The organism is Streptomyces sp. NPDC001606 (assembly GCF_053596835.1).
This window is the reverse complement of sequence record NZ_JBSFHC010000024.1, coordinates 1-26,140: the sequence shown is the minus strand read 5'-3', so window position 1 is coordinate 26,140 and position 26,140 is coordinate 1. Positions and strand designations below refer to the sequence as shown.

Annotated in this window: 26 protein-coding genes and 3 pseudogenes; 19 read left to right on the top strand and 10 right to left on the bottom strand. The window is 74.0% G+C overall.

Annotated features, from left to right (window positions below; all coding sequences use genetic code 11):
- Window positions 1-44 precede the first annotated feature (44 nt).
- Complete coding sequence (locus ACWCV9_RS32765) at window positions 45-1,064, top strand: permease (protein ID WP_450792056.1); 1,020 nt, start codon at window positions 45-47, stop codon at window positions 1,062-1,064.
- The gene (locus tag ACWCV9_RS32760) at window positions 1,061-1,789 is read left to right on the top strand and encodes a TIGR03943 family putative permease subunit (protein ID WP_450792054.1); all 729 of its coding nucleotides are present in this window, start codon (window positions 1,061-1,063) and stop codon (window positions 1,787-1,789) included. Before ACWCV9_RS32765 ends, ACWCV9_RS32760 begins: the two co-directional genes overlap by 4 nt.
- 10 nt (window positions 1,790-1,799) lie before the next feature.
- On the opposite strand, the gene ACWCV9_RS32755 is transcribed toward ACWCV9_RS32760, so the two are convergent.
- Window positions 1,800-1,952 carry a hypothetical protein gene (locus tag ACWCV9_RS32755; RefSeq protein WP_385840868.1) on the bottom strand — a complete coding sequence of 51 codons (153 nt, stop codon included), beginning with the start codon at window positions 1,950-1,952 and terminating at the stop codon, window positions 1,800-1,802.
- A 165-nt stretch (window positions 1,953-2,117) separates the two neighbouring features.
- Here ACWCV9_RS32755 and ACWCV9_RS32750 point away from each other — a divergent pair, with 165 nt between their 5' ends.
- A complete protein-coding gene (locus ACWCV9_RS32750; RefSeq protein WP_450792052.1) occupies window positions 2,118-3,242 on the top strand; it encodes a hypothetical protein in 1,125 nt (374 codons plus the stop codon).
- 11 nt (window positions 3,243-3,253) lie between these two features.
- On the opposite strand, the gene ACWCV9_RS32745 is transcribed toward ACWCV9_RS32750, so the two are convergent.
- Genes ACWCV9_RS32745 through ACWCV9_RS32735 form a run of 3 tightly spaced genes read right to left on the bottom strand, consistent with a single transcriptional unit; the run spans window position 3,254 to window position 4,946 of the window.
- The gene (locus ACWCV9_RS32745; protein WP_450792050.1) at window positions 3,254-3,445 is read right to left on the bottom strand and encodes a hypothetical protein; all 192 of its coding nucleotides are present in this window, start codon (window positions 3,443-3,445) and stop codon (window positions 3,254-3,256) included.
- A gap of 44 nt (window positions 3,446-3,489) precedes the next feature.
- Complete coding sequence (locus tag ACWCV9_RS32740) at window positions 3,490-4,191, bottom strand: response regulator (protein WP_450792049.1); 702 nt, start codon at window positions 4,189-4,191, stop codon at window positions 3,490-3,492.
- Between the two features lie 56 nt (window positions 4,192-4,247).
- Window positions 4,248-4,946, bottom strand: a complete 699-nt coding sequence (locus ACWCV9_RS32735; RefSeq protein ID WP_450792047.1) for a CBS domain-containing protein — start codon at window positions 4,944-4,946, stop codon at window positions 4,248-4,250.
- Between the two features lie 309 nt (window positions 4,947-5,255).
- On the opposite strand from ACWCV9_RS32735, the gene ACWCV9_RS32730 reads away from it, so the two are divergent.
- From ACWCV9_RS32730 to ACWCV9_RS32710, 5 genes and pseudogenes are all read left to right on the top strand, one after another.
- Window positions 5,256-6,161 (top strand): universal stress protein, encoded by a 906-nt coding sequence (locus ACWCV9_RS32730; RefSeq protein ID WP_450792046.1) that lies wholly within the window; start codon window positions 5,256-5,258, stop codon window positions 6,159-6,161.
- Between the two features lie 25 nt (window positions 6,162-6,186).
- Window positions 6,187-6,465, top strand: a pseudogene (locus tag ACWCV9_RS32725) (alcohol dehydrogenase catalytic domain-containing protein); the annotation flags it as partial.
- A gap of 44 nt (window positions 6,466-6,509) precedes the next feature.
- Window positions 6,510-7,385 (top strand): universal stress protein, encoded by an 876-nt coding sequence (locus tag ACWCV9_RS32720; RefSeq protein ID WP_450792044.1) that lies wholly within the window; start codon window positions 6,510-6,512, stop codon window positions 7,383-7,385.
- An 8-nt stretch (window positions 7,386-7,393) separates the two neighbouring features.
- Window positions 7,394-7,647 (top strand): annotated as a pseudogene (locus ACWCV9_RS32715) (phosphoketolase family protein); the annotation flags it as partial.
- 33 nt (window positions 7,648-7,680) lie between these two features.
- Entirely contained in the window at window positions 7,681-9,282 is a 1,602-nt protein-coding gene (locus ACWCV9_RS32710) for a PQQ-binding-like beta-propeller repeat protein (protein ID WP_450792042.1), read from the top strand.
- A gap of 45 nt (window positions 9,283-9,327) precedes the next feature.
- Here the strand turns inward: ACWCV9_RS32710 and ACWCV9_RS32705 are convergent, their stop codons facing one another.
- Both ACWCV9_RS32705 and ACWCV9_RS32700 read right to left on the bottom strand, forming a co-directional pair.
- Complete coding sequence (locus ACWCV9_RS32705; protein ID WP_450792041.1) at window positions 9,328-9,900, bottom strand: Rv1733c family protein; 573 nt, start codon at window positions 9,898-9,900, stop codon at window positions 9,328-9,330.
- A gap of 110 nt (window positions 9,901-10,010) precedes the next feature.
- Window positions 10,011-10,406 (bottom strand): STAS domain-containing protein, encoded by a 396-nt coding sequence (locus ACWCV9_RS32700; protein WP_450792040.1) that lies wholly within the window; start codon window positions 10,404-10,406, stop codon window positions 10,011-10,013.
- A gap of 231 nt (window positions 10,407-10,637) precedes the next feature.
- Between ACWCV9_RS32700 and ACWCV9_RS32695 the strand changes: the two genes are divergently transcribed.
- From ACWCV9_RS32695 to ACWCV9_RS32685, 3 genes are all read left to right on the top strand, one after another.
- Window positions 10,638-11,507 carry an alpha/beta hydrolase family protein gene (locus ACWCV9_RS32695; protein WP_450792038.1) on the top strand — a complete coding sequence of 290 codons (870 nt, stop codon included), beginning with the start codon at window positions 10,638-10,640 and terminating at the stop codon, window positions 11,505-11,507.
- Between the two features lie 264 nt (window positions 11,508-11,771).
- Window positions 11,772-12,842 carry a zinc-dependent alcohol dehydrogenase family protein gene (locus ACWCV9_RS32690; protein ID WP_450792036.1) on the top strand — a complete coding sequence of 357 codons (1,071 nt, stop codon included), beginning with the start codon at window positions 11,772-11,774 and terminating at the stop codon, window positions 12,840-12,842.
- A 58-nt stretch (window positions 12,843-12,900) separates the two neighbouring features.
- Window positions 12,901-13,596, top strand: coding sequence for a helix-turn-helix domain-containing protein (locus tag ACWCV9_RS32685; protein ID WP_450792034.1), 696 nt, complete (start codon window positions 12,901-12,903; stop codon window positions 13,594-13,596).
- Window positions 13,597-13,643: 47 nt separating this feature from the next.
- Here the strand turns inward: ACWCV9_RS32685 and ACWCV9_RS32680 are convergent, their stop codons facing one another.
- Complete coding sequence (locus ACWCV9_RS32680; RefSeq protein WP_450792032.1) at window positions 13,644-14,099, bottom strand: pyridoxamine 5'-phosphate oxidase family protein; 456 nt, start codon at window positions 14,097-14,099, stop codon at window positions 13,644-13,646.
- A 191-nt stretch (window positions 14,100-14,290) separates the two neighbouring features.
- The gene (ppdK, locus tag ACWCV9_RS32675; RefSeq protein ID WP_450792030.1) at window positions 14,291-16,978 is read right to left on the bottom strand and encodes a pyruvate, phosphate dikinase; all 2,688 of its coding nucleotides are present in this window, start codon (window positions 16,976-16,978) and stop codon (window positions 14,291-14,293) included.
- A gap of 190 nt (window positions 16,979-17,168) precedes the next feature.
- Here ppdK and ACWCV9_RS32670 point away from each other — a divergent pair, with 190 nt between their 5' ends.
- The 3 genes from ACWCV9_RS32670 (at window position 17,169) to ACWCV9_RS32660 (ending at window position 20,339) form a co-directional block, all read left to right on the top strand.
- Entirely contained in the window at window positions 17,169-18,893 is a 1,725-nt protein-coding gene (locus ACWCV9_RS32670; protein ID WP_450792028.1) for a GAF domain-containing protein, read from the top strand.
- 108 nt (window positions 18,894-19,001) lie between these two features.
- Window positions 19,002-19,703 (top strand): CBS domain-containing protein, encoded by a 702-nt coding sequence (locus tag ACWCV9_RS32665; RefSeq protein ID WP_450792026.1) that lies wholly within the window; start codon window positions 19,002-19,004, stop codon window positions 19,701-19,703.
- A gap of 33 nt (window positions 19,704-19,736) precedes the next feature.
- Window positions 19,737-20,339: an Rv1733c family protein gene (locus ACWCV9_RS32660; protein ID WP_450792024.1), complete on the top strand. Its 603-nt coding sequence runs from the start codon at window positions 19,737-19,739 to the stop codon at window positions 20,337-20,339.
- A gap of 93 nt (window positions 20,340-20,432) precedes the next feature.
- Here the strand turns inward: ACWCV9_RS32660 and ACWCV9_RS32655 are convergent, their stop codons facing one another.
- Window positions 20,433-21,086: a CBS domain-containing protein gene (locus tag ACWCV9_RS32655; protein ID WP_450792022.1), complete on the bottom strand. Its 654-nt coding sequence runs from the start codon at window positions 21,084-21,086 to the stop codon at window positions 20,433-20,435.
- A 41-nt stretch (window positions 21,087-21,127) separates the two neighbouring features.
- Entirely contained in the window at window positions 21,128-21,586 is a 459-nt protein-coding gene (locus ACWCV9_RS32650) for a cyclic nucleotide-binding domain-containing protein (RefSeq protein WP_450792020.1), read from the bottom strand.
- A 465-nt stretch (window positions 21,587-22,051) separates the two neighbouring features.
- On the opposite strand from ACWCV9_RS32650, the gene ACWCV9_RS32645 reads away from it, so the two are divergent.
- From ACWCV9_RS32645 to ACWCV9_RS32625, 5 genes and pseudogenes are all read left to right on the top strand, one after another.
- Window positions 22,052-22,735, top strand: a complete 684-nt coding sequence (locus ACWCV9_RS32645; protein ID WP_450792019.1) for a beta-glucanase — start codon at window positions 22,052-22,054, stop codon at window positions 22,733-22,735.
- Window positions 22,736-22,945: 210 nt separating this feature from the next.
- The gene (locus ACWCV9_RS32640) at window positions 22,946-23,818 is read left to right on the top strand and encodes a trypsin-like serine protease (protein ID WP_450792018.1); all 873 of its coding nucleotides are present in this window, start codon (window positions 22,946-22,948) and stop codon (window positions 23,816-23,818) included.
- A 348-nt stretch (window positions 23,819-24,166) separates the two neighbouring features.
- A complete protein-coding gene (locus tag ACWCV9_RS32635) occupies window positions 24,167-24,715 on the top strand; it encodes an FAD-binding oxidoreductase (protein ID WP_450792017.1) in 549 nt (182 codons plus the stop codon).
- Window positions 24,716-25,017: 302 nt separating this feature from the next.
- The gene (locus ACWCV9_RS32630; protein ID WP_450792015.1) at window positions 25,018-25,533 is read left to right on the top strand and encodes a BBE domain-containing protein; all 516 of its coding nucleotides are present in this window, start codon (window positions 25,018-25,020) and stop codon (window positions 25,531-25,533) included.
- Window positions 25,534-25,811: 278 nt separating this feature from the next.
- Window positions 25,812-26,140: pseudogene (locus ACWCV9_RS32625) on the top strand (LCP family protein); the annotation flags it as partial.

The window sequence follows — 26,140 nt, the reverse complement described above, 5'->3', positions numbered from 1 at the left end:
GCCAGACACCGACATCCGGAGTGAAAATGCAAAAAACGGATGAAATGGTTGATGTGGTCGAGGGTGTGGCGGTCGTCCCCGTCGCCCGGCCCGGGCGCCGCATCCGGCCCCGGCCGCTCGGCGCCGCGCTCGCGTGCGCGGCGGCCGCCGCGGCCGTCCCGCTCCTCGCCGGCACCCAGTGGCTGCACCAGCCGGCCGTCCAGGCCTGGCGCACCGTCTGCCTTGCCATCACCGTCCAGGCGCTGCCCTTCCTGCTGCTCGGCACCGCCCTGTCCGGGGCCATCAACGCCTTCGTGCCGGCCGGCCTGTTCACCCGGGTGCTGCCGAAGCGGGCCGCCCTCGCCGTGCCCGTCGCCGGAGTCGCGGGCGCGGTCCTGCCGGGCTGCGAGTGCGCCTCCGTACCCGTCGCCCACAGCCTGATCCGCCGGGGCGTCACGCCCGCCGCCGCCTTCGCCTTCCTGCTCTCCGCGCCCGCCGTCAACCCGGTCGTGCTCACCGCCACCGCCGTCGCCTTCCCCGGCAACCCCGCCATGGTCGCCGCCCGGCTGCTCGCCTCGCTCGCCACCGCCGCCGTCATGGGCTGGCTCTGGCTCTGGCTCGGCAACGAGAAGTGGCTACGGCCCCTGCTGCGGCACCACCACACCGGGCACCGGCCCGGCCACAGCCGCCGGACCGAGTTCCGGCTCGGCTTCCAGCACGACTTCCTGCACGCCGGCGGGTTCCTCGTGCTCGGCGCCATGGCCGCCGCCACCTTCAACGTCGCCGTGCCGCGCTCCGTCCTCGACGCCTTCTCCGGCTCGACCTGGCTGTCCGTGCTCTTCCTGGCCGCCCTCGCCGTGCTGCTGGCCGTCTGCTCCGAGGCGGACGCGTTCGTCGCCGCCTCCCTCACCGGCTTCTCGCCCCTCGCCCGGCTCGCGTTCCTGGTGGTCGGCCCGATGGTCGACCTCAAGCTGATCGCCCTCCAGGCGGGCACCTTCGGCCGCGCCTTCGCCTGGCGCTTCTCCACGGCCACCACGGTCGTGGCCGTCGCCGCGAGCGTGCTGATCGGAGGGGCACTGCTGTGAGACGCCCCGCCCAGGCCCTGCTCCTGACCCTCACCGGCGCCGGCCTGCTGCACGCCACCCTGCTGACCGACACCTACCTGCGCTACGTCAAGGCCGGACTGCGCATCCCGCTGATCGCCGGCGGAGCCGTCCTGCTGCTGCTCGGCCTGGCCGCCGCGGTGAGCCGGGCGGGCGAGCAGCCTCCCGCACACGACGGCCACGACCACTCCGGCACCCCGCGCGTCGCCTGGCTGCTGTTCCTGCCGGCCGTCAGCCTGCTCTGCTACGCCCCGCCCGCCCTCGGCGCCTACACCGCGGCACGCTCGAACAGCAAGCCCGTCACCGTGCAGAAGGCGGCCTTCGCACCGCTGCCCGCGACCTCACCCGCGCCGCTCACCCTCACGGACTTCACCCGGCGCGTCCAGCAGGACCGCAGCCATGCCATCGCCCACCGCACCGTACGGCTGACGGGCTTCGTCACCCCGGACCCGGACGGCGACGGCTGGTACCTCACCCGGATCATCTTCACCTGCTGCGCGGCGGACTCGCAGACCGTCAAGATCCGCATGTACGGCGGTGAGGCACCCCCCGCGGACACCTGGCTGGCGGTCACCGGCACCTGGCACCCCCGCGGCGCCCTCGGCACCCGCACCGCGCAGCCGGCCCTCGACGTCCGGCAGGCCCAGCCCATCGCCCAGCCCGTGAACGCCTTCACCGACGACCTGCCGCTGACCCCCTCTGCCTAACCCTGCCTGCCTAGCGGTCCTTCCGCGGCAGGCCGCTGACCGGCTTCCCCTGGACCTTGCGGACCAGCACCACCAGCAGTGCGTACAGGCAGATCAGCGCGATGCCCGCGAAGGCCGCGAGCAGATGCGCCACCTCGGGATTGAGCTGCAACAGCCAGTTCATCGCGGCGCCACCTCCCGACGAGGTTCCTCACCCCAGCGTCGTACCGCGGCGCTCGGCACGCCAGCCCGAGAGGGCGTCGAAGTCGCCGAAGACGCAGACGAAGCGCAGTATCGGAGCAAGATCGATCCACGGCCCGAGGCGGTGAGAAGCGAGGTGCGGCGTCGCTTGTTCGGGAACGCGGTGCGCCGCCGGGCATGGCCCGCGCTCGCGGTCTACGGCGCCTCCACGCTGCTGCATCTCGTCGTGCTCGCCGTGATGATCCCGCCGGGCGGCCCCAGCCTCGGTGACCGGCTGCTCGCCTGGGACGGCCGGCTGTACACACAGATCGCCGCACACGGCTACCCCGGCGGTCTCAGCCACACGCCCACGGGCGAACCGACCGGCAACAACCTCGCGTTCTTCCCGCTGTTCCCGCTCCTGATCCGGGCCGTCCACACCGTCACCCGCCTGGACTTCGGGACCGCCGCGATCGTCGCCGCCAACCTCGCCTTCGCCGCCGCGCTGATCACCGTCGATCTGCTGCTGACCGAGCTGTACGGACGGCGTACGGCCGTCATCGCCGTCGTGCTGCTGGCCGCGGCCCAGCCCATGTCCCTCGTCTTCGTCATGGCCTACAGCGAGTCACTGTTCCTCGCCCTGTCCGCCGGCACCCTGCTGGCCGCCCGACGCGAGGCATGGCTCACCGCCGGTGCCGCGGCCCTGCTGGCCGGTCTGACCCGGCCGGCCGGGGTGGCGGCCGTGGCCGCGCTCGCCGTCGCCGTCGCCCTGTCCCTGGCACGGACCCGCCGGCCCGCCTGGCGCCCCCTCGCAGCCGTCGCGCTCGCCTGCCTCGGCACGCCCGCCTACCTGTGGTGGGTGGGCCGGCGGGCGGGCCGGCCGGACGCCTGGTTCGTCATCGAGAAGGCCGGCTGGAACACCCGCTGGGACAACGGCAGTTCCTTTCTCCACTTCCTCGGCGAGACACTGGCGCACGGCGAGGGATGGGTCCCGGTCAGCACCGCGGTCCTGCTGCTCGCCCTCGTCGACGCCACCGGCGTCACCTGGCGCCGGACCACCTGGCCGCCCCTGCTCTGCTACGGCACCGGCATCCTGGTGCTCACCCTCGGGGAGAGCAGTTTCTACCACTCCAAGCTGCGTCTGGTGGTCCCCGCCGTGCTCTTCCTCGTCCCCCTCGCACGCGCCCTCGCCCGGGCCCGCACCCGCACCGTCGCCCTCGCCGTGGGCGGCGGATCCCTGTTCGGCTGCTGGTACGGCGCCTACATGCTCACCGTCTGGCCGTACGCCATCTGACGACCGGGCGGTCAGCCGAACAGGCTGCGGACCCGGATCGTCTCCACCCGCCGCCAGACACCCCCGGGCAGCAGGACCCAGTCGTCCTTGGAGCCGCGGGCGCGCCGCCGCCCGGTGGGCGCATGACGGGAGCTCCGGCGGGTCGGCAACGGGGCACCGCACCGCGACGGGTTGGTACGGGGCTGCACGGTCTCCTGCGTCATGACACCTCCCTGGGACGGGCGGGGTGCTTCCCCCGCCGCGCCGCCTACCGAGCGGGGTGGTCCGGCGATCCCTGCGGCTCCACATGGGAGGCGAGCACCGCCGCCTGGACCCGGCGCTGCACCCCCAGCTTGGCCAGCAGCCGCGAGATGTGGTTCTTCACGGTCTTCTCCGAGAGATACAGCCGCTTGCCGATCTCCCGGTTGGTCAGACCGTCGCCGATGAGGACCAGGATGTCCCGCTCCCGCGGCGACAGGCTCGCCAGCTCGGGCGGCAGGGCCGGGTCGTCACCGGGCTCGGACCGCAGCGAGCGCATCAGCCGGGCCGTCGTCGCCGGGTCGAGCATCGACTGCCCGGACGCGACGGTCCGTACCGCCGCCACCAGGTCCGAGCCCTTGATCTGTTTCAGGACGTACCCGGACGCCCCCGCCATGATGGAGTCCAGCAGGGCGTCCTCGTCGTCGAACGAGGTCAGCATCAGACACGCCAGCTCCGGCATCCGGTCGCGCAGCTCCCGGCAGACCGTGATGCCGTCGCCGTCCGGCAGCCGTACGTCGAGCACCGCGACGTGCGGGCGCAGGGCGGGGCCCCGGGCCAGCGCATGCTCCGCGGTGTCGGCCTCCCCGACCACCGTGATGTCCGCCTCCGCGTCGAGCAGGTCCGCCAGACCGCGCCGGACGACCTCGTGGTCGTCCAGCAGGAACACCCGGATCGGGTGCTCCTCGGTGAAGGTGCGCATCTCGGTCATGGCGGCCTCTCGTTCCCCGGGAAAGGGAGCGGCTGCGGGCGGTCCCACGACGCCGATCATCCCTCCGCGGCCCCGGACGGACCAGGGCCGACCGGCCCTGCTCCTTCATGATGGTCGCGTGCGAGGTCGAACGTCACATCGACCACGCCCTCGACGGCCCGGATCAGCCGGGCGGCGACCGGGACCAGGGACCGGTCGCGGATCCGGCCGACGAGGGTCACGACCCCGTCCGCCACCTCGACCCGGACGGCCGAGCCCGGCAGCGGGAAGAGGTAGGACACCACCTCCCGCCGGACCTCCTCGGCGATGTCCTCGTCCTCGCGCAGAAAGACCTTGAGCAGGTCCGCCCGGCTCACCACCCCCTGCAACACGCCCAATCCGTCGACCACCGGCAGCCGCTTCACCCTGCTGCGGGCCATGGTCCGGGCCGCCTCGGCCAGGGTGGCGTCCGCCGGCACGGTGACCGCCGGCGACGACATCAGGTCCCCCGCCGTCAGCCCGTCGGCCTTCGCCAGGTCGGCGGGGCGGCGCAGCCGCAGATACCCCTCGGCCGGGCCGTCCCGCAGCTCCTCCTTGGGCAGCAGGTCCGCCTCGGACACCACACCGACCACCCGGCCCTCTCCCTCCAGCACCGGCAGGGCGCTGACCTGCCAGTCCTGCATCAGCTCCACGATCTCCTTGAAAGGCGCCCGCCGGCCGACGGCGGCGACCGTGTGGGTCATGACATCGCTGACGATGTGCGGCGTGCCGTACATGGTGACTCCGTGGGTCCTCGGGTCCTCGGCGGACGGTCCTTGCGCCTCCAGCGTGGGCCGGACGGAAGCGGGCCGCACAGGGGCCGCCCGGCCCTCCGGCGGGCCGTTCGGCCGCACGCCGCACGCCCGGCCCGGTCCCGGTGGCACACCGCTCCGGGCCCCTGGAGGGCCGGGACGGTCGGCCTCGGCGAGGGACCTGCGGCCCCTGACCCACCCAGCCTCCCGCCACCAGGCTGGAGGCGCATCCCTCGAGCCGGATCCCGCACCCGGACCGCTCGAGCCGGATCCCGACCCGGAGGTGGACACCCCATGCCCCGAACCGTCACCGTCGGACTCGACGGCACGCCCGAGAGCCGCGCCGCCGCCGCATGGGCGGCCCGCGAAGCACGGCTGCGCGGCCTGCCGCTGCGGATCCTGAACGTGTGGGAGCCCGCGCCGGAGCCCCTGGCCGAAGCACGGCTGCCCGGCGCCGAGACCCGGCAGCACGGGACCGGGCGGACTCCGCGCGAGGCGGCGGAGACCGTACGGCTGCGCCACCCGGACGTCGAGGTGGTCACCGCCCAGCTGGACGGAAACCCGGCCGACGTCCTCACGGAGGAAGCCCGCACGGCGGAACTCCTGGTGCTGGGCTCACGCGGGCTCGGCGGGATCAACGGCTTCGTGATCGGCTCGGTCGGCCTGTCCGTCATCGCCCACGCCACCCGTCCGGTCGTCCTGGTCCGGGCCGGCGAGCAGGCCGCCGACGAGCACCGGCCGGGCCCGGCCGGTGCCGCCTCGGCCGCGACCCCCTTCCGGCCCGTCGTGCTCGGCCTCGACACCGCCGACCCGGCCGCCGAGCTGCTGGAGTTCGCCTTCGACGCCGCCACCCGCCGGCACACCGCGCTGCGGGTCGTGCACGGCTGGAACCTGCCGGCCTCCGCGGTGTACGCGGCAACCACCGGACGCGACCTCTCCGAGAACTGCGCCCGCGGCGAAGCGGCTGCGCTGGCCGAGGCCCTGCGTCCCTGGCGCGAGAAGTACCCCGACGTGGACGTGACCGAGGAGTGCCGCAACGGCGGCGCCGCGGCGGTCCTGGTGCCCGCCGCCCAGGACGCCTCGCTGGCCGTCGTCGGCCGGCGCATCCGCACCAGCCCGCTCGGCGCCCACATCGGACACGTCACCCACGCCGCCCTGCACCACATCACCGCCCCCGTCGCCGTCGTCGCGCACGGCTGAGCCCCCGGCCCCGAGGAGACACCCCATGAAGGCAGCGGTCGTACGAACGTTCGGCGCACCCCTGGTCGTCGAGGACCGCCCGGACCCCGGCCCCGGCCGTATCCGGGTCCGCGTCGAGGCGTCCAGGCCGTGCCACACCGACCTGTCCGCGGCCCGCAGCGAGTGGCCGGTCCGGCCCCACCCGCCGTTCGTGCCCGGCCACGAGGGCGTGGGCCGCGTCGAGAAGCTCGAAGACGGCGTCGCCCAGCCGGTGCCGCACGGCGTCGACCCTGCCGACGCCGCCCCGCTCACCTGCGCCGGCGTGCCGGTCCGCGTCGTCTTCGGCCCGCGCACGGAAGGCTGAGCATCATGGACCTGCCGATCGTCGTCGGCGTCGACGGCTCCGAGCCGAGCCTGCGCGCCGTGGACTGGGCGGCCGACGAGGCCGCCCTGCATGCCGCCCCGCTCCGCCTGGTGTACGCCTCCCTCTGGGAGCGCTACGAGGGCGCCCTGATCGCCCAGGAAGTGCACCGGCCCGCCGAGGAGGTGATGCCCAGGGATGTCGTCGGCCCCGCCGAACAGCGCGCCCGCCGCCGTCAGCCGGGCGTGCCGGTCGGCACCGGCGTGCTGGCCGAGGAGCCGGAGTACGGGCTCGTCCGGGAGAGCCGCACCGCCCGCGCCCTGGTCGTCGGCTGCCGGGGCCGCAGCGGCCTCACCGAGGCCCTGCTCGGCTCCGTCGGCGTCACCGTCGCAGGCCATGCGCACTGCCCCGTGATCGTGGTGCGCGGCGCCCACGACAACCGGATCCACCCCGGCATCCGGGGCCGTGTCGTGCTCGGCGTCGACGGGAAACCGGCCGGCTCGGCCGCCGTACGGTATGCGATCGAGGAGGCCGCGCTGCGCGGCGTACCGCTGGTGGCCGTACGGGCCTGGCGGCGTCCCGCACACACGGCCGGTCGGCACCCGCTGCTCAGCGGCGAGCCCGGCCACTTCCAGGAGGAGGACGCCGCCGAAGCCGTGGAGGCGGCGCTCCGGGACGTGCCCGAGGACCTGGAGGTGTACCGGAGCGTCGTCGAGGGGCATCCCCGGGACGCGCTGCTCGCCGCCTCCCACGACGCCGGTCTGCTCGTCGTCGGCGCCCGGCGGCGCAGCGGCCTGCACTTCGGGCTCCAGCTCGGCCGGGTCGCCCACGGCGTACTGCACCATGCGGCCTGCCCCGTGGCCGTGGTGCCGGAACCCGCCTGAGCCCAGGCCCACCCCAGGAGGTGCCCGCAGCGGCCCGGCTGCTCCGCCGGCACCTGGCGGATCTCGCGCTGCGCGGGTCGACGTGGTCGACCTGAGCCGGCCGCTGCCGTACGAGGAACACCCGGACCGGGTGCCCTGCCTCGCCGTGCGCGGCGCCGCCGTACGCCAGACGATGGCCGACGCCCGCACCCGCCACCACGCCTGGATCCGCACCCACGGCACCGACCTGCCCGAGGTCGCCGACTGGAGCTGGGGCAGCTGAACGAGCCTGCGCCGTGTCGGCGATGATGGGCCGGTGCCCGACTCCCTGACCGTCCGCCGCGTCCTCGGCGACCGCCCCTTCGCCGAGACCGGCACGCCCTCCGCCGTCGCCCTCAGCCGGGAACGGGGGATCGCCGTCGTGGCCGGCGACCTGGGGCACCTGAAGTGGCCCGGCGACAGCGCCGCCGGATACGGATGGCGGCCGTACCGGGTGGGCGTGTACGGCACCGACGACCTGCGCTGCCGCCGGCTCGTGGAGTCCCGCTGGCCGGTGCATTCCCTCGCCGTTCATCCCACGCTCCCGCTGGTGGCCGTCGGCACCGGGGACTTCGACCCGGACATGGCCTTCGAGGGCGAACTGCTGCTGATCGACCTGGAGTCGGGGCGGTCACGCTCGATGATGCGCACGCCGCGCGAGGTGCTGCGGGTGGAGTGGGAGAGTCCCCGGGCACTGCGGCTCAAGGTGGCCCCGACGTACGAGGACAACGTCGACGAGCCGGAGGCCCAGGCGTACGACGTCCTCGTGGAGCGCCCCGACTGGGGCGCCGCGCCCCGGGGTTCGGTGCAGCAGAAGGAACTGCGCGGTCCACTGGTCGCGTTCGAACGGACCCGGGCCGACGGGGCGGCCGTCGAGGCCGTCGCGGAGCTGTCCGGCCGGCCGTGGCAGCCGCGCCGCCAGGTCTGGGACGTGCGCGGTCTGCCGGACGGGCGGGTACTGGCCTGTCTGGACCGGGTGCTGGCCGAGGCCTGGCTGCCGGACGGGCGTCTGGACTGGCGTGTCGCGGACGCGGAGGGCGGACGGCAGCTGATCGTCCGCCCGCTCGACGCCTGGGTCAACGTGCCCCGGCGGGCGACGCGCCCGCCGGGCGGGGACCCGGGCACCGAAGCACCGTTCGTCGCCCGGCTGTCGCTCGCGGACGGCACGACCCTCGGCACCCTGCCGCTGGACTCCACCGTCACCATCGCCACCCGGAGGGACGGCTGGCTGGCGCTCCGCCCGGCCGGCCCGGGCACGCGGTACGACCCACGGCCCGTCGCCCTCGTACCGCCCGGCAACGAGGCCCCCCAGCACAGCGTGAACCTGGGCGGGTTCGCCCCCGGCAACCACACTCTGCCCGTCCGGCACAGCAGCCGGCTGCTCTTTCTCCAGGGCAAGGAGACCGAGCCCGTGCCCCACACGTGGGTGGTCGAGGTCGATCCGGACGGGTCCGCGCCACGACACCTGTTCCCGCTCGACTGGCGGACACCGGCCCGGCACCTCTTAGGCGGCCCCGGCATCGAACTCGGCCCCCCGGACGGCCCGGACCTGGTCCATGCGGGAACCACGTACACCCCCGGCCCGGCGTTCGGCGCGTTCGTCGTGCGGCGCAGCCTCGCCGGCGGAGCGGTCCGCTGGGAGTTCACCGCCGACTGCCCCGCGACCGCCATGGACGGCGACGAGGACACGGTCTACGTCGCCTTCAACTCCGGTGAGGTGGTGGCGCTCGACGCGTCGGACGGGACGGTCCGCCGACGGCACCGCCCGACGGTCGGCGGCCTTCCCGTCGTACCGCTGTCCGTCCAACTCGCCGGCCCGGACCGGCTGCTGCTCGGCACCGTGGACGGACGCGTCCTGGACTGTTCGGTGGAGCGGTAGCGCACCCGGGGCCGGCCTCGCCCCGGGCCTGGCGGGACACCCCGGTCAGCCCGTGCGGTGGCTCCAGCGGGGCCCCACCTGCCGCCACTCGCGGTCCCAGGCCGCGAGCCGCCGGCGGTCGAGGCGGTGACGGGCCAGCGCACCGGCGCCGTACACCGGACCGGCGACGCCCAGGGCCGCCGCCAGGCCGAAGAACCCGGCCTCCATGGTGCCCTCGACGCGTCCCGTCGGCTTGGCCGGCGCGAGCCGCCCCCGGCCGTCCTCCCACACCGTGACCCGGCTCCCGGCGGGGAGACCGGCGTCCACGAAGGTCTCTCCGGTGTGTGCGCCGCCGTCCGGAGCGGTCCACCGCACTCGTGCCCTGACCCGGCCGTCGTCGGAGCGGATCGCGCCGGCGCCGGTCGCCGCCGCGTCGAGCAGCACCGCCCGGACGGCGTGCCGGTCGGCGCGCTGCCGGGCGAAGACATCCGCCGCGGCATGCGCCGCGACCACTCCGGCGACGGCACCGCCGAGCAGCACGACCGACCAGACGGCCAGCATGATCCAGGCCTCCACGACATCCTCGCTGCGGCACAGTGGGTTGCTCCGCAGCAGCCCCAGCCGCTGGCACGCCTTCATGGGATCAACCCCTCCTCGTCGCGCCGACGCCTTCGACGGTGCTCCCCGCGGCGGCCCGGCCACAGGGGCCGAGGGGCCCTGCCGGGGGCCGCTCGGCTCCCACGGCACGGTCAGCCGAGGCCGTCGGCCCCCAGCGCCGGCTCGGGCAGGCCCGGGTGCACCTCGAACACGTCCCCCAGTCCCGTCAGGCGCAGCATCCGCCGGAATCCGGCACTGTCCGCGACGAGGCGGAGCCGGCCCCGGCGGGCCAGCACCCGGTTGCGCACCCGGCACAACACGCCCAGCCCGGCACAGTCGATGAACGCGACCGGCCGCAGGTCCAGCACCAGATCAGGGTGCGGACGGTCGGTGAGGACATCGAGCCGCCGCACGAGGCCGGGCGCGGTGGCGACATCGATCTCCCCGTGCAGGGGGAGGACCGTGGCCGCGTCCGGGACGGGCAGGGCCTGGACCGCGGCCCGGCCGGCACCCTCGTCGGCCGTGGACAGCGTGTGATTGTCGGGCATGGAGATGAGAAAACCGGGACCGCGGGGGCGGGCGATAGGGCCGGTCGGCCCTGCCGGGGCGCCGAGCAGGTCGCGCACACCGGAGGGCGTCCGGCAGGAACTGGGGGCCTGCCTCGCCGTGCACGCGCGATCCGTCGGTTCGCCCACACGGTGTCTCCTACGTGAGGTGCGTCCATCACCGAGGCCGGGCACGCGCGATCACAGGACAGGCGGCCTCCCTACGATGTCGCCATGATGCTCACTGGACAGGGACAGCCGCTGATACGCGTCCTGCACGACGAGTCCCGACCTGACCTGCGGGAGCCGACTCGTCCGCGCCCGGTCCGTCTCTACCTGTGGGAGCCGAGCCGCCCACGGGCTGCCCGCGCTCCGCTGGTCGTCGTCTCTCACGGCACCGGAGGGTCGGGCAGCACCATGGAGTGGCTGGTACGACCGCTGCACGGGGCGGGCTTCCGGGTCGCTGCCCTTGATCACCACGGCAACAACTACGTCGACGGCTACGAGCCGGAGGGCTTTCTCCATGTATGGGAACGGCCCCGGGACGTCTCCTTCGCCCTCGATGTACTCGCCCGGGAACAGCCGCTCGGTCCGGTCGGTGTGGCGGGTTTCTCCCTCGGCGGCTACACGGCGGCGGCCCTTGCCGGGGCTCGTCTCGATCCGCAGATCGTGGGGTCTGTACTGACGGGAACGGTCCCTCTGCCGGAGATCCCCGAGTTCCCCGGCGCACTGGAGGCGCTGCGGAAGAAGCATCCACTGGACGAGTCGTCGCGAGGTGTGCTGGAGGCCGCTGCAGCAGACCTTTCGGATTCCCGAGTGCGGGCGGTCTTCCAGGTGGCCCCCGGAGCCGGCGGTCTGGTGACCCGGGAAAGCCTGGCGACTGTGCGGGTGCCTGTGGCCATCCGCTGGGGTGGAGCGGACACGGTCAACCCGTACGACATCGACACCCGGCCGTACCTGGAGCACATCCCCACAGCGAGTGGCAGCTCGGCCGGCCCCCACGTCCGTCACGACGACTTCTTCGCCCCGGAACCTGCCGACCCGGCCGTCCGCGTTCGAGTCGGCACGGAAGCGGCCGACTTCTTCCGGCAGCACCTGGGCTGACCCCGCAACTGCATGGCCCAGCCCAAGCCCCCAGCAGGTCTCCGGCGGTGTCGAGGCCGGTTGACGGGCCGGCTCACTGTTGAGGACGCCGGTCCTGGATACCCGGTCGCACTGGGCGACGCGTTCCGGCCGGACGGGCAGCCGGGGCCGGACGGCCCAAGCGCCATCCCCTGCCGCCCGCCCAAGCTGGACACGACGGGCGGCTCCGACGGCGCCCCGGTGCCGCGAGCAGCGGCGGGTGAGCGAGGAGGGTGAGGGCACGCCATGAAAGGCTTCGTCTTCCACGGCCCGGGACAGGCCGCCTGGCAGGACGTCCCGGACCCCGGCATCAAGGAGCCGACCGACGCGATCGTGCAGGTCGGCACCGTCATCATCTGCGGAACCGATCTCCACATCCTCAAGGGCGACGTGCCCGAGGTCCGCCCCGGCACCGTGCTCGGCCACGAGGCCGTCGGCGAGGTCGTCGAGACCGGCGGCGACGTGCGCACCGTGCGACCCGGCGACCGCGTGCTGATCTCCTGCATCACCTCCTGCGGCCGCTGCCGGTTCTGCCGGGACGGCTCCTACGGCCAGTGCCGCGGCGGCGGAGGCTGGATCCTCGGCCATCTGACCGACGGCACCCAGGCCGAGTACGTCCGCGTCCCACACGCCGACCTGTCCGTGCACCCGCTGCCCGGATCCCTGCCCGGCCCGGACGCCGTACTCCTCGCCGACATCTTCCCCACCGCCTACGAGGTGGGCGTCCTCAACGGGCGCGTACGGCCCGGGGACACCGTCGTCATCGTCGGCGCCGGCCCCATCGGACTCGCCGCGATCGCCACGGCACGGCTCTTCGCGCCCGAGCGGATCATCGCCGTCGACCTGGCCCCCGCCCGGCTGGAAGCTGCCCGGCGGTTCGGCGTGGACGCCGTCGCCGATGTCCGCGAGGCCCCGGACCAGCTGGTGGCGGACCTGACCGACGGGCTCGGCGCGGACGTGGCCGTCGAGGCCGTCGGCGTGCCCGAGAGCTTCGAGCTGTGCACCCGCGTGGTGCGGCCCGGCGGGCGCGTGGCCAACATCGGCGTCCACGGCAGGCCGGCCACCCTGCACCTCGAGGACCTGTGGAGCAGGAACGTGACCATCACGACCGGGCTGGTGGACACCCGTTCCACCCCGACCCTGCTCCGGATGGTTACCGCCGGCCGGCTGCCGACCGGGCCGCTGGTCACCCACACCTTCCCGCTGGCACGGATGGAGAAGGCGTACGACGTCTTCTCCGGCGCCGCCGAGACGGGTGCGCTCAAGGTGGTGCTCGGCGAGGAGCAGCACGCGGAAGTGGCCGTTCCCACGGCCTGAACCAGAAAGGGCCTGACCGGCAGAGACCCGGCCCAGGCCCGGAAGGGGCGTGACGGCCATGGCCGAACAGACCGAACAGAGGGAACAGCCGCAGCAGACGGAGATCCGGGCGGAGGCGCCGCTGGGCGACCTGGGCCGCCGCCTGGCCGCCCGCCGGGCCGAGCTGGGACTGACCCGGCGACAGGCTGCCACCCGGGCCGGCATGGCGCCCGCCTACCTCCGGTACCTGGAGGAGTATCCCGGCGCCGCGCCCGGCCCCGGCCCGCTGATCCGGCTCGCCGAGGCGCTGGACACCACGGTCACCGAGCTGACCGGGGGAGCCGTCGACGTGCCGCCCGGCCCTGCCCGCGCCGGACGCACCCCCCGGTTCGTCGAACTGGGCCCCGGCGAGTGCCAGGCCCTGCTCGGCACCCACGGAGTGGGCCGGCTGGCGCTGTCCACGCCCATCGGACCGGTGATCGTGCCGGTCAACTACAGCATCGTCGACGGCGCGATCGTCTTCCGGACCGCGCCGGGCACCACTCCCGCGCTCGCCGCCGGCAGCCGGGTCGCCTTCGAGGTCGACCGCATCGACGACGCCTTCAGCCGCGGATGGAGCGTGCTGGTCCGCGGCCGCGCCCGGGCCGTCACCGATCCCGAGGAGCAGCAGCGGTACACCGAGCGGGCGCACAGCACCCCCTGGGCGGGCGGCCACCGCGACCTGTGGGTCCGGCTCGACCCCAGTACCCTCACCGGCCGCCGGATCCTCGACTGACGCCGGACACGGAGAACTGACACCGAGAACCGACACGGAAGGACCGCTCAGGCCTGCTCCGGCACCCCTCCCGTCTCGGTCAGCAGCAGGCCGGTGACCAGGTCGGGCCGGATGCGCACCGCGTGGTCCAGGTCCTCCTCCTGCGGGGCCCACGGGGTCAGCAGCGCCCGCACCCGGGCCAGCTCGGCGGGGTCCGTGATCAGCCGGGCGAACCCCGTGACCACCACGCTCCACCCGAGGTGCGTCTCCGGGTCGATGGCGTCGGCCTCGTAGGCGACGACCACGCCTGTGCCGTCGGCCTGCCTGGCCTGCGAGGTCAGCGCCGCGCCCTCATGGATGCGGATCACTATGTCCCCGCCGTCGAGCACATGGTTGACCGGGCGGACGACGGGCAGCGCCTGCCGGGTGAAGACGATCCTCCCGAGGGACACGCTGCCCAGCAGCCGCAGCGCCTCGACACGGTCGAGGTCGACACGCCGGCGCGCCGGGTCGTTACGGGTCATGACGGGCTTCTTCGGGTGTGCGGGAACATTGTTCGGGCCGACTGCGACCGCGCGGCGCTGACACGGGCGCTGCACGGGCGGAGCGACACCGCGGGGGACCGGTGCCGCTCCTGGTCTCACTGTCACCCATGGCGTTCCGCCCTTCCAGTGCCGTTCGGTCCTCGACCGGGGGCCGTACGTCCCCGCCCACCTCAGCTGCTGTCCCCGGTGCCGACGCCGTCCAGCGCGGCCCGGCCCGCCTCCAGCCGGGCCACCGGGACCCGGAACGGCGAGCAGGACACGTAGTCCAGGCCCACGGCGTGGAAGAAGTGCACCGACTCCGGATCGCCGCCGTGCTCGCCGCACACACCGGTCTCCAGATCCGGCCGCACGGCACGGCCCTCCGTCACCGCGAGGCGGACCAGCCGGCCCACCCCCTCCCGGTCGAGCGTCTCGAACGGCGAGGCGGCGAACACACCCTGCTCCAGATAGGTGGAGAAGAACGCCGCCTCCACGTCGTCGCGGGAGAAACCCCAGGTCGTCTGGGTGAGGTCATTGGTACCGAAGGAGAAGAACTCCGCCTCTTCGGCGATGCGGCCCGCGGTCAGTGCGGCCCGCGGCAGCTCGATCATCGTGCCGACCGGGCAGCGCAGCGGGACACCGGTCTCCGCACCGACCTCGCCCAGCACCCGCACCACCTCCGCCCGGGCCAGGCGGAGTTCCTCGACGGCGCCGACCAGCGGCACCATGATCTCCGCCCGGGGCGCACCGCCGGCCCGGACGCGTGCGACGACCGCCTCCGCGACCGCCCGCACCTGCATCGCCACCAGCCCCGGCACCACCAGCCCGAGCCGGACACCGCGCAGCCCGAGCATCGGGTTCCGCTCGTGCATCCGGTGCACCGCGTCCAGCAGCTCCACGTCGTGCGCCTCCGGCCGGCCGCCCGCCGCCTCCGCGGCGGCGACCCGTACGGCCAGTTCGGTGCGGTCGGGCAGAAACTCGTGCAGCGGCGGATCCAGCAGCCGGATGGTCACCGGCAGGCCGTCCATCGCCGCGAGGATGTCCGTGAAGTCCTGCCGCTGGAGCGGCAGCAGAGCCGCCAGCGCCTGTTCGCGTGCGGAGTCCGTGCGGGCCAGGATCATCTCCTCGACCATCCTGCGCCGCTCGCCGAGGAACATGTGCTCGGTACGGCACAGCCCGACACCCTGCGCCCCGAACCGCCGGGCACGGGCCGCGTCCTCGGGCGTGTCCGCGTTGGCCCGCACCTCCAACCGCCGTACCACGTCGGCGTGTTCCAGCGCCCGGGCGACCGCCGCGACCACGCTGTCCGCCTGCTCACCGCACTCCAGGTAGCGCATCGTCCCCGACGCGACCAGCGGCGCCGCCCCCGCGTACACGGCACCCGTGGAACCGTCCACCGAGATGACCGTGCCCTCCCGGACGACCGTCCCGTCCCGGGCGGTGAACCGCCGGGCCGCGCTGTCGACGGCGAGGTCCTGCGCGCCGCACACACAGACCCGCCCCATGCCGCGCGCGACCACCGCCGCATGGCTGGTCTTCCCGCCCCGGCCGGTGAGCACCGCCTGGGCCGCGACCATGCCGGGCAGGTCGTCGGGCGTGGTCTCCTCACGCACGAGCACCACCTTCTCGCCGGCCGCGGACCGCCGTACGGCCTCGGCCGAGTCGAACACGGCCGCGCCGACCGCCGCACCAGGGGAGGCCGGCACCCCGTAGGCGAGCGCGGCACCGGTCCCGGAGGGGTCGAAACGCGGGAACATCAGCCGCGCCAGACCCTCGCCGCTCACCCGGACCAGAGCCTCGTCCGGGGTGATCAGCCCCTCCTCGGCCAGCTCGGCCGCGATCGCGAACGCGGCCTCGGCGGTGCGCTTGCCCACCCGGGTCTGGAGCATCCACAGGGTGCCCCGCTCGATGGTGAACTCGATGTCGCACAGATCGCGGTAGTGCCGCTCCAGCGTGCTCATGTGATCGCGCAGCCGGCGGTACGACCGGGCGTCGAGCCGCTCCAGCTCCGCGAGCGGCACGGTGTCCCGGACCCCGGAGACGACGTCCTCGCCCTGCGCGTTCGGCAGGTAGTCGCCGTACAGGCCGGGCCGCCCGGTGGCCGGGTCACGGGTGAAGGCCACCCCGCTGCCCGAGTCCGCGCCCAGGTTGCCGAAGACCATGCGCTGCACGGTCACCGCCGTGCCCAGGTCGTCCGGGATGTGCTCGCGCCGCCGGTACAGCCGGGCCCGCTCGGCGTTCCAGGACCGGAACACCGCGAGGATCGCCTGCTGCAACTGCGCGGCGGGGGACTGCGGGACGTCACGGCCGGTCTCGTCCCGGACCAGCCGCTTGTACGTCTCCACCAGCCGGGCGAGGTCGGAGGCGTCCAGATGCACGTCGTCCGGGGCCCCGCGGGCCTCCTTCAGCAGGGTCAGAGCCTCCTCGAACAGCGCCGGGTCCACCCCCATCACCGTGCTGCCGAACATCTGCACCAGCCGCCGGTAGGAGTCCCAGGCGAACCGCTCGTCGCCCGACACCTTGGCCAGGCCCGACACGCAGCCGTCGTTCAGGCCGATGTCCAGGACCGTCTCCATCATCCCGGGCATCGAGAAGCGCGCCCCGGACCGCACGGACACCAGCAGCGGATCCTCCGCCTGGCCCAGCCTCCGCCCGGTGGCCCGCTCCAGCTCCGCCAGATGCCGCGACACCTCGGCCGCGAGGCCCTCCGGCTCCTCACCGGTGGCGAGGAACGCCCGGCAGGCCTCGGTGGTGACCGTGAACCCCGGTGGCACCGGCAGCCCCAGCCGGGTCATCTCGGCCAGGTTCGCGCCCTTGCCGCCGAGGAGTCCGGCCATGTCCCGGCCGCCGTCGGCGAAGTCGTACACGTAACGGACCATGACGCCACCCCTCGGCCGAGCCGTCTGGACACACCCCAGCGTCGGCCGGGGGCACCCGGGCGGGGAGGTGCTCTGTGTCCCCGAGGGGTGGGCCGACCGGCCCGATCGGGCACGGGTGCTCTCCCGTACCGCGGCCGGGCCATGGCGGATACCGTGGAAGACGACCGCGCCCAGGCCATGCGGAGGAGTGGTGGCAGGTCCCGAGGAGCCCCGTGTACGACTGCCCCAGCTGAAGCTCGACGAGCTGCTGGAGGAGTTGCAGGCCCGCATCGACGCGGCCCGCGGCACCCGCGACCGCGTGCACAGCCTGCTGGAGGCGGTGCTGGCCGTCGGCCGCGAGCTGGACCTGGAACAGGCCCTGCACGCCATCGTGGAGGCCGCGGCCACCCTGGTGGACGCCGAGTACGCCGCCCTCGGCGTCATCGGCCCCGACGGCGAGACGCTGTCCGCCTTCCACACGGTCGGCGTGAGCGAGGAGCAGATCCGGATGATCGGCCCCTTCCCGGAGGGGCACGGCATCCTCGGCGAGCTGATCCGGGACCCGGCCCCGCTCCGGCTGCCGAAGATCTCCGAGCACCCCGCGTCGTACGGCTTCCCGCCCGGCCACCCCACCATGAACAGCTTCCTCGGCGTCCCGATCCGGGTCCGCGACCAGATCTTCGGCAACCTCTATCTGACCGAGAAGCGGGGCGGCGTGGAGTTCGACGAGGAGGATGAGTCCGTCCTGTCGACGCTGGCCGTCGCGGCGGGCGTCGCCATCGACAACGCCCGCCTCTACGAGGAGTCCCGGCTGCGCGAGCGCTGGCTGCTGGCCAACGCCGAGATCAGCCGCATCCTGATGTCCGGCAGCGCACGAGCCGAGGCGCTGGACCTGATCGCCGAGCGGGCACGCGAGATCACCGGCTCGGCGCTCGCGGTGGTCGCGATGCCGGTGCAGGACGCCGACACCGACACCCTCACGGTCGAGATCGCCGTCGGCGCGGAGGCGGACGCCCACCGCGGACTGGTGCTGCCCCGGGAGAGCAGCCTCATGGGCCTGGCCTACACCAGCGCCCGGCCGGTCACCAGCGACGACGTCGCCCAGGACCCGCGCATCTCCCCGGAACCCCCGCGCTTTCGCGGTCTCGGCCCCGCCGTGGCCGTCCCCATCGGCACCGGCGAGGGCGATGTGCGCGGTGTGCTTCTGCTGGCCCGCGAAGCCGGCCGGCCCCCCTTCTCGGAACACGAGACCGAGATGCTGCGGGGCTTCGCCGCGCAGGCCGCGATCGCCATGGAACTGGCCGAGCGGCGCCTGGACGCCCAGCAGATCGCGCTCCTGGAGGACCGCGACCGGATCGCCCGGGACCTGCACGACCTGGCCATCCAGCGGCTGTTCGCGACCGGCATGACCTTGCAGAGCGCCGGCCGCTTCATCGAGCACCCGGGAGCCGCCGAGCGGGTGCTGCGCGCCGTCGACGACCTGGACGAGACCATCAAGATCATCCGGTCGACGATCTTCGGCCTGCGGGCCCGCGCCGACACCGCGGAGAGCGGGCTGCGCGCCCGTGTGGTCCGGGTGGCCGGCGAGGCCGCCCCGGTCCTCGGCTTCACGCCCAGCGTGCGCATGGAGGGCCTGGTCGACACCGATGTGCCGCGCGAGATCGCCGACCAGATCGTGGCCGTACTCTCCGAGGCACTCACCAACATCGCCCGGCACGCACACGCCGACCGGGCCGACGTCCTGCTGTCCGCCGACCGCCAAGAGGTCCGGCTGTGCGTCGGTGACAACGGCGTCGGCATCCCGGCCGGGGGCCGCCGCAGCGGCCTGCGCAACATGGCCGAGCGGGCCGAGGGCCTCGGCGGCGATCTCCGCCTGACCGCCCCGGAGGCAGGCGGCACCACCCTGGAGTGGCGGGCCCCGCTCCCGGCGCGCTAGCGGGGGCCGGTGGGCCGGTGGCCGGGTCCGGTCGGCCCCTGGTTCCTCCGGTCCGGCGAGCCCAGGCTGAAAGTGTCGCAGTGACGGCATCCCACTCTGGAGGACGCCATGGACGGCACCCCGACCGTCGTGAAGGACGTGATGACCCGCACCGTCGTCGCCCTGCGCACGGGCGCGGCCTTCAAGGACATCGTCAGGACCATGAGCGAGTGGCAGGTCGGCGCACTGCCGGTGCTGGACGACGCGGGCCGGGTCGTCGGAGTCGTCTCCGAGGCCGACCTGCTGCCCAAGGAGGAGTACCGCGAGAACGGCCTCGACCGTTACGGCCGGGTGCAGCACCTCGCCGAGGCTCTCAAGGCGGACGCGGTGACCGCGGGCGAGCTGATGACCGCCCCGGCCGTCGCGGTGTCCCCGGGCACCACCCTCGCGCAGGCCGCCCGCATCATGGCGCGCACCCGGGTCAAGCACCTGCCGGTGATCGGCCGCGACGGCACCCTCAAGGGCATCGTCAGCCGTTCCGACCTGCTCAAGGTGTTCCTGCGCGACGACGCGGACATCGCCGAGGACGTCCGGCGCGAGGTCGTCACCCGTCTCTTCGGCGCCCATGACGCCGGAGTGCTCGTTCGGGTGCAGGATGGTGTGGTGACGCTCGGCGGCCGGATCCAGGAGACCGCACTGGTGCCGCTCGCCGTCCGCCTCGCCCGGTCCGTGCCGGGCGTGGTGGACGTGCGGTGCGCGCTCACCGGGCCGCCCCGGCATCCGGACCTCGACCCGGACCTGCCGGACGCCGAGCGGGCCCGTATCCCTTGAGCGGGGCCCGGCGTCCCAGAGGAGGCGGTGACGATGACCCGGACACCTCCCACGACGGCCGGCCCGGTGCGGCTGTGGCGCTGGCGGCGCAACGCGCTGCGCCGGCACAGCGACATCGTCGAGGCCTGGATCGTCCTGGCCACCTGGGTGGTGGCCGTGGGCGGCGGAGCCCTGGCGGGGGCCGCGGCGGCACAGACCTCGGAGGCGGCCTTCGCGGCGCGGCGGGCCGAGGTGCACGCCGTGTCCGCCGTACTCACCGACGACGCCGCGAAGACCCCGGCCGCGGCGAGCGGATACGACGACGGGCGGGTCTGGGCCACCGTGCGCTGGACCGAGCCGAACGGCTCGGTCCACAACGACCGCGCCAAGGTCTACCCGGGCGCCGCCGCCGGAACCCGCGTCACGGTCTGGACGAACCGCGCGGACCACGTGGTGTCCGCCCCGGTCACCGGCGCGGCGGCCGATCTCCAGGCCGCCCTGACCGGCGTGCTGGTCGCCCCGTCCGCCGCGGCCGCCGTCTGGGGCGCGGGCTGGATCGTCCGCAGCCGCCTGATCCGCCGCCGCATGGCGGAGTGGGACGAGGAGTGGCGCCAGATCGGCCCGCTGTGGGGAAACATCAGCGGAGGCCGAGGCTGAATCAGTGCGCATCAGCGCAAGGGCAGTGTGCAGGGCCCGTGCCGCCGCCGGCTCATCGCCGACGGCGGCACGGGCCCTGCACCACCCCGCGCTCTACCCCGCGTCGGCCGCGATGAGCCGGCAGTCCACCCCGACCACACCTTCGACGCCCTGCGCCATGCGCTGCGCGAGCGGGATGCGGCTGCCGTCCGGGACCCGCCCGGTCAGCGTCGCCACACCGTCGGCGACGTGGACGTGCACCGGCTCGACGGGCGCCGGGAACAGCACGTCCAGGACGTCCCGGCGGATCTCGTCGGCGAGTTCCTCGTCCGAACGCAGGAAGACCTTCAGCAGGTCGCCGCGGCTCACGACGCCTTCGAGCAGCCCCTCGGCGTTCACCACGGGCAGCCGCTTGACGCGCCGCAGCGCCATGATGCGGGCCGCCTCGGCGAGCGTGGCCTCCGCCCGCACCGTGACCGCCGGGGTGCTCATCACGTCCTCGGCGCTCACCGCCCCGGCCTTCGCCAGGTCGGGCAGCCGGCGCAGCTGGGTGAGCCGGTCGGGATCGCTGTCCCGGAACTCCTCCTTGGGCAGCAGATCGGCCTCGGACACCACCCCGATCACCCGGCCGTCGCCCTCCAGCACGGGCAGGGCGCTGACCTGCCACTGCTCCATCCGTTCGACGATGTCCTTGAACCGGGCCGCCCGGCCCACGGCGACCACGCCCCGCGTCATCACATCACTCACCCGTCGCGGACTGCCCTCCATGGCCTCTCCTCCCGAGCGCGGCGACGCCGGGACACCGGCGGTCACAGCAGCCCCCCGCTGCCGTACGGGGCGTACAGGTCGAGCAGCCGGATCCGGGCGGAGTGCAGCCGCTGGGCCGCCACCCGTCCCACCCAGGTCGCGATCGCCCGGCCGAACGCCGGGTCCTCGGCGCAGATCGCGCGCACGGAGGGGGCGTCGAACTCCCAGGCCCGCACCGGGCTCATGGTCTCGGCGCCCAGGTGCCAGGTGTACGGCGGGAAGTGCCAGGACCAGCCGATCAGTTCGCCGTGTCCGAGCGTCTCGATCACGGCGGGGCGACGGCCCGGCACGTGCAGGTCGAGGGCGACGGTGCCGGTACGCATGATCCAGAAGCGGTCGGCGTGCCCGCCCTCCGCGAACAGCCGGTGGCCGGTCTCGAAGGAGACCTCCCGGGCGAGCTGCATCAGCCGATCGCGGTACGTCGTCTCGAGCGCCGTCGTCATGGTGGTGGCGGAGGTCATCGCACCGGCTCCCTTCAGGGGCTTGTGCACCCGGCGCGGGGCGTCACGACGCGCGGTCCCGGCGGGCGTCACGTTCTCGTACCCCCAGCGTGGCGGCCCGCGCGTGCACGGCACCACGGGCCGCCCGGGTCCGCTCGAGGGGCCGTTCGGCCCGCGCGCCCGGTCCGGGCGGGCGGAAGGGCCCCGGCCGGCTCTGGTGGGCCGGGCCATTCCGTGGTGTGCTTGATGGTGACGGGAAGGACCGAGACAGACGCGGGGAAGCGGCCCGAAGCCGCGCACCGCGCAATCCGGATCCGCGAGAAGCGGGTGGCCCTTCCCGTCCTTCCCGCGCTTCCTGGCCCTCCGCCGCCTCCGTCGTGCGGGTACGGCTGCCGATCCTGCCCTTCGCCTCACTCGTACGGGTTAATTCGGCGCCCTGTGCGGGCCTGGGCGCATGGTCGGTGCCTGGCAGGCGAGACATCGAGCATGCAGACATCCGACATCGTGTTCACGGCGGACTTCGGCTCCGCGCGTCAGTGGGTCGCGGGCCGCTCCTGGGCCTATCCCGACGGCGGTCCGGTGAACCCCGGCGACGACAAACTCGACCACCTGGTGTCCGACCCCTCGTACTCCCGCTCCGGCGTCTTCCGCGCCACCCGACGGTCGGACGGCGACTGGGACACCGGCCTGCTGACCACCGAGGGCAGTGCCGAGGCGTTCATGGTCCGCACCGGTGACGTGCTGGAGGCCCGGGTGCGGCTGCCCCGGGAGAGCGGGGCGTGGCCGGCGATCTGGACCTGGCGCGACGGCGACCAGGAGATCGACGTCTTCGAGTACCACCCGGACCACCCGGACCTGCTGGAGTTCGCCAACCATGTGCGCGACTCCGGCGGCGAGTACCGGGCCGACGCCATCGGCCCCGGCGCCTGGGTGGACCTGCGCACCGAGTTCGGGGCCGGCTCGGTCAGCTGGTGGGTGAACGGCTCCCGGGTCCTCGCCGACCGGCGCGGGGTGGGCCACTCCTGGCACGCCTACCTCATCGTCAACCTGTCGGTGTGCGCGGGCCGTTACCACCCGCCGCCCGATCCCGGCACGACGGAGATGTCCTTCGAGGTGAGCAGTCTCGTCGTACGACGCGGCAGATCCCCCCGGACACCACCGCCGGCGTGACCTCAGCGTGGTCCCGCACTCCTGCCCGTCCCCCGGCAGGAGTGCGGGCCCGGCAGACCGGAGACGCCGGAGGACAGGCCGGCATGGGCGCCGGTCAGGGCACAGCAGGCACCGTGCGCACACTTGTGCCCCGCCGTCCCGCGCACTTCAATGCTGCCTACCTCCCACAGGAGAACGCCCGTCCCACACCACCGAGTGAAGGGGTTCTTCGTGACCCTCGTACGCGCCTCCGCCGTCACCGCGGCCGCCTGCGCCACCGTGCTCGCCGCCGCGCTGCCCTCCTCCGCGATCAACTCGTACAACGCCACTCCCGCGCCCGAACGCACCGAGGTCGGGGCGCTGTTGGCGACCTGGGACGACGACAACGACCCGGCGACCCCGGACCGCGTCGACTGGGTCTGCTCCGGCACGATGATCGACGCGAACACCTTCCTCACCGCCGCCCACTGCACGAGCGACTGGCCGGCCGGCGTCCGCTTCTACGTCTCGCTCGACCAGGACGTCCAGTCCGGGCTCGACGCCGCCGCCACGAAGTACCCCGGGAACCCCGCCGCCCAGGCGAACGCCGTCGGTGTCGAAGGCACCGCGCACACCCACCCCGACTACCCGGGCCCCTCCTCCGACCCGCACGACATGGCGGTGATCGAACTGCCCGCGGCGAAGATGGCGTCCCGCTGGTCCTTCACCCCGGCCACCCTGCCGACCGCGAACCAGCTGGGCGACCTCGGCCCGCAGGGACTCGACTCCACCGACTGGTTCGTCGCCGGCTACGGCACCCAGGAGGCGGCCAACGGGCCGGGCGGCCAGACCCACCCCGGCGGCGGCGTCCGCATGAAGGCACCGGTGACCTTCGACGCCCTGAACAACGCCTGGGTCCGGCTCGCCATGACCGCCCCGCAGGGCAACGGCGGCGCCTGCTACGGCGACTCCGGCGGCCCCGACTTCGCCGTCCTCGGCGGCAGGAGGGTCCTCGCCGCCACCACCATCACCGGCGACACCCCGTGCTATGCCACGAACGTCACCTACCGCCTGGACACCCCCGGCGCCCGCGCCTTCCTGGCACCCTTCGTGAAACTGCCGTGACACCCGCGGGCGGGGCGGCGCCGCCACCGCTGAACGGACCGGCGGCGCACACGTGCACCGGCGCGGCCCCCTCCTGGCGGGGCGCGCCCCGGCGTCCGCTCCCTGCCCGCTCCGGGCTTCCGCACGCCCGCCCGCCTCACCCGGACGGCGGAGCAAGCGACCGGCGTCGCATGGCTAACGTGCCGTGATCGACGCCGGTCAGCCACTGCGGAGGTGCCGCCATGTCCAGCCCGTCCATCCGCCCCGCTGCCCCCGGTCCGATCCGGGTGGGCCCGGGAGACCACCGGTACGAGGCGCTCCGCCGGGGCTTCAACCAGCGGTGGATCGCCACCCCGGACCAGGGTGGTGGTGGCCACCGGCACCGCCGACGTGGTGACCGGGGTGAACGACTGGCTGGCCCGGCACCCCGGCACCGGCACCCCGCCGCGTCGGATCACGGTCCGCTCCGGCGGCCACTGCTACGAGGACTTCGTCTGCGGCGACGACGTCTCCGTCATCATCGACGTCGGCGCCATGGACCGCGTGGCCTACGACCCCGACCTGGACGCCTGGTGCGTGGAGGCCGGCGCGAGCAACTGGCACATCGCCACCCAGTTCTACCGCCGCCACGGCCTCGCCCTGCCGGGCGGCTCCTGCTACTCGGTCGCCGCCGGCGGCCATGTCCCGGCCGGCGGCTTCGGCCTGCTGTCCCGGTGGTACGGGCTCACCGTCGACCACCTCTACGCCGTCGAGGTCGTCACCGTGCGCGACGGCACCCGGGCCGAGGTGACCCTCGCCCGCGCGGTGGTTCAGCTTGAGCAGGGTGAACATGTCCCGGTGGTCGTGCGGGCCCACGAAGCCGGTGGCGCCGCCGTTCTGCTCGCCCTCGAAGAACTCGCCGTACCGGCGCACCAGTGAGGAGAACAGCTCCGGGTCGTCCTCGAAGAGCTGCCACTTCCAAGGCAAGGTCGGTCTGATCGTCCAGATGGACGGCGACCGCGCCGACTCCCTGGAGCACGTGGCCCCGCGGGCCGACTACCCGACCTGCCCGCTGGACATGCGCTCGGGCGAGCATCCCGCGCTCGACAGCTTCTACATCCCCGACCCGGCTGCCCTGGCTGACGGCCACCCAGAACCTGAACGAGTCCGGCCCGAGCAGGTGCGGCAAGTACAAGTCGGCGTACCACACGGCGGGCTTCACCGAGCACCAGATCCAGGCGATGTACGACCACCTCACCGACCCGCGCTACACCAACGACCAGGCGCTGGTGCAGATCGACTCCTACGGGGGCCGGATCAACGACATCCCCCCGGACGCCACGGCCGTCGCCCAGCGCTCCTCCGTGCTCAAGCTCCAGTACCAGACCTACTGGACCTGGGACAAGGACGCCAACCACGACGGTGTCCACGACTACCGGGACGCCCTCGCCGACCCCTTCATCGCCGCCCCGCACCTGGACTGGATCCGCCGCTTCTACGGCGCCGTGTACGAGGGCAGCGGCGGCGTCCCGGCCGTACCCGACTCCGCCGGCCCGGGGCCCGGCCACACCACCGACGGCTGCTACATCGGCTACTGCGACGCCGACCTGAGCAACCCGGAGTTCAACCCGCCGGCCAACGGCCAGCCCTGGCACCGCCTCTACTACAAGGACAACTACGCGCGGCTCCAGCGCACCAAGGCCCACTGGGACCCGCGCGACATCTTCCGCCACCGCCAGTCCGTCCGCCTGCCGTAAGCCGCGGCCTACCCGTCTACTTGCTTCTTACCCTGGCTTACCGTGGCCGCGTACGCTCCCGTTGCCTGTCGTACCGACCCCTGTGCCCCGGGGCCACCGCACATGCCGCACCTGTGAAAATGGTGCGGATCCGTGCACCTTGGGCCAGAGGTTTGTTAGATTGCGCGCTCAGGCAACCGAGGTGAAGTGGTGCTTCACCGCCCTTGTACCGCCGCGCATGCCCGGCCACTCACCTCCCGGCCCGGCCTGACGGGCTCGACCGTTCATGGGAGTGGGAGATGAGCGACCCGTGGGACGGGCCGACCGGCCAGGCCACGCGCAGCCGCGGTGACCAGGTGCCCGGGCCGCGTGCGGCCGAGTCCGGTGCGGCGCGCCCTGCGGGAGGCCGGGCCGCGGCCCGGGCGCAGGGTGGGAAGCGCAGCCGCCGGGCCCGCCGGGCGGGCCGCGCACGGCGTGTCCTGAAGATCACCGCGATATCCCTGTCCGTGCTGATCCTGGCCGTCGCCGGGGTGGGCTGGTGGTTCTACGAGCATCTGAACGGCAACATCCACAGTGTGGCGCTGGACGGCAAGGGCGGTACGGAGAAGGCGGACGCGTTCGGCCGTAC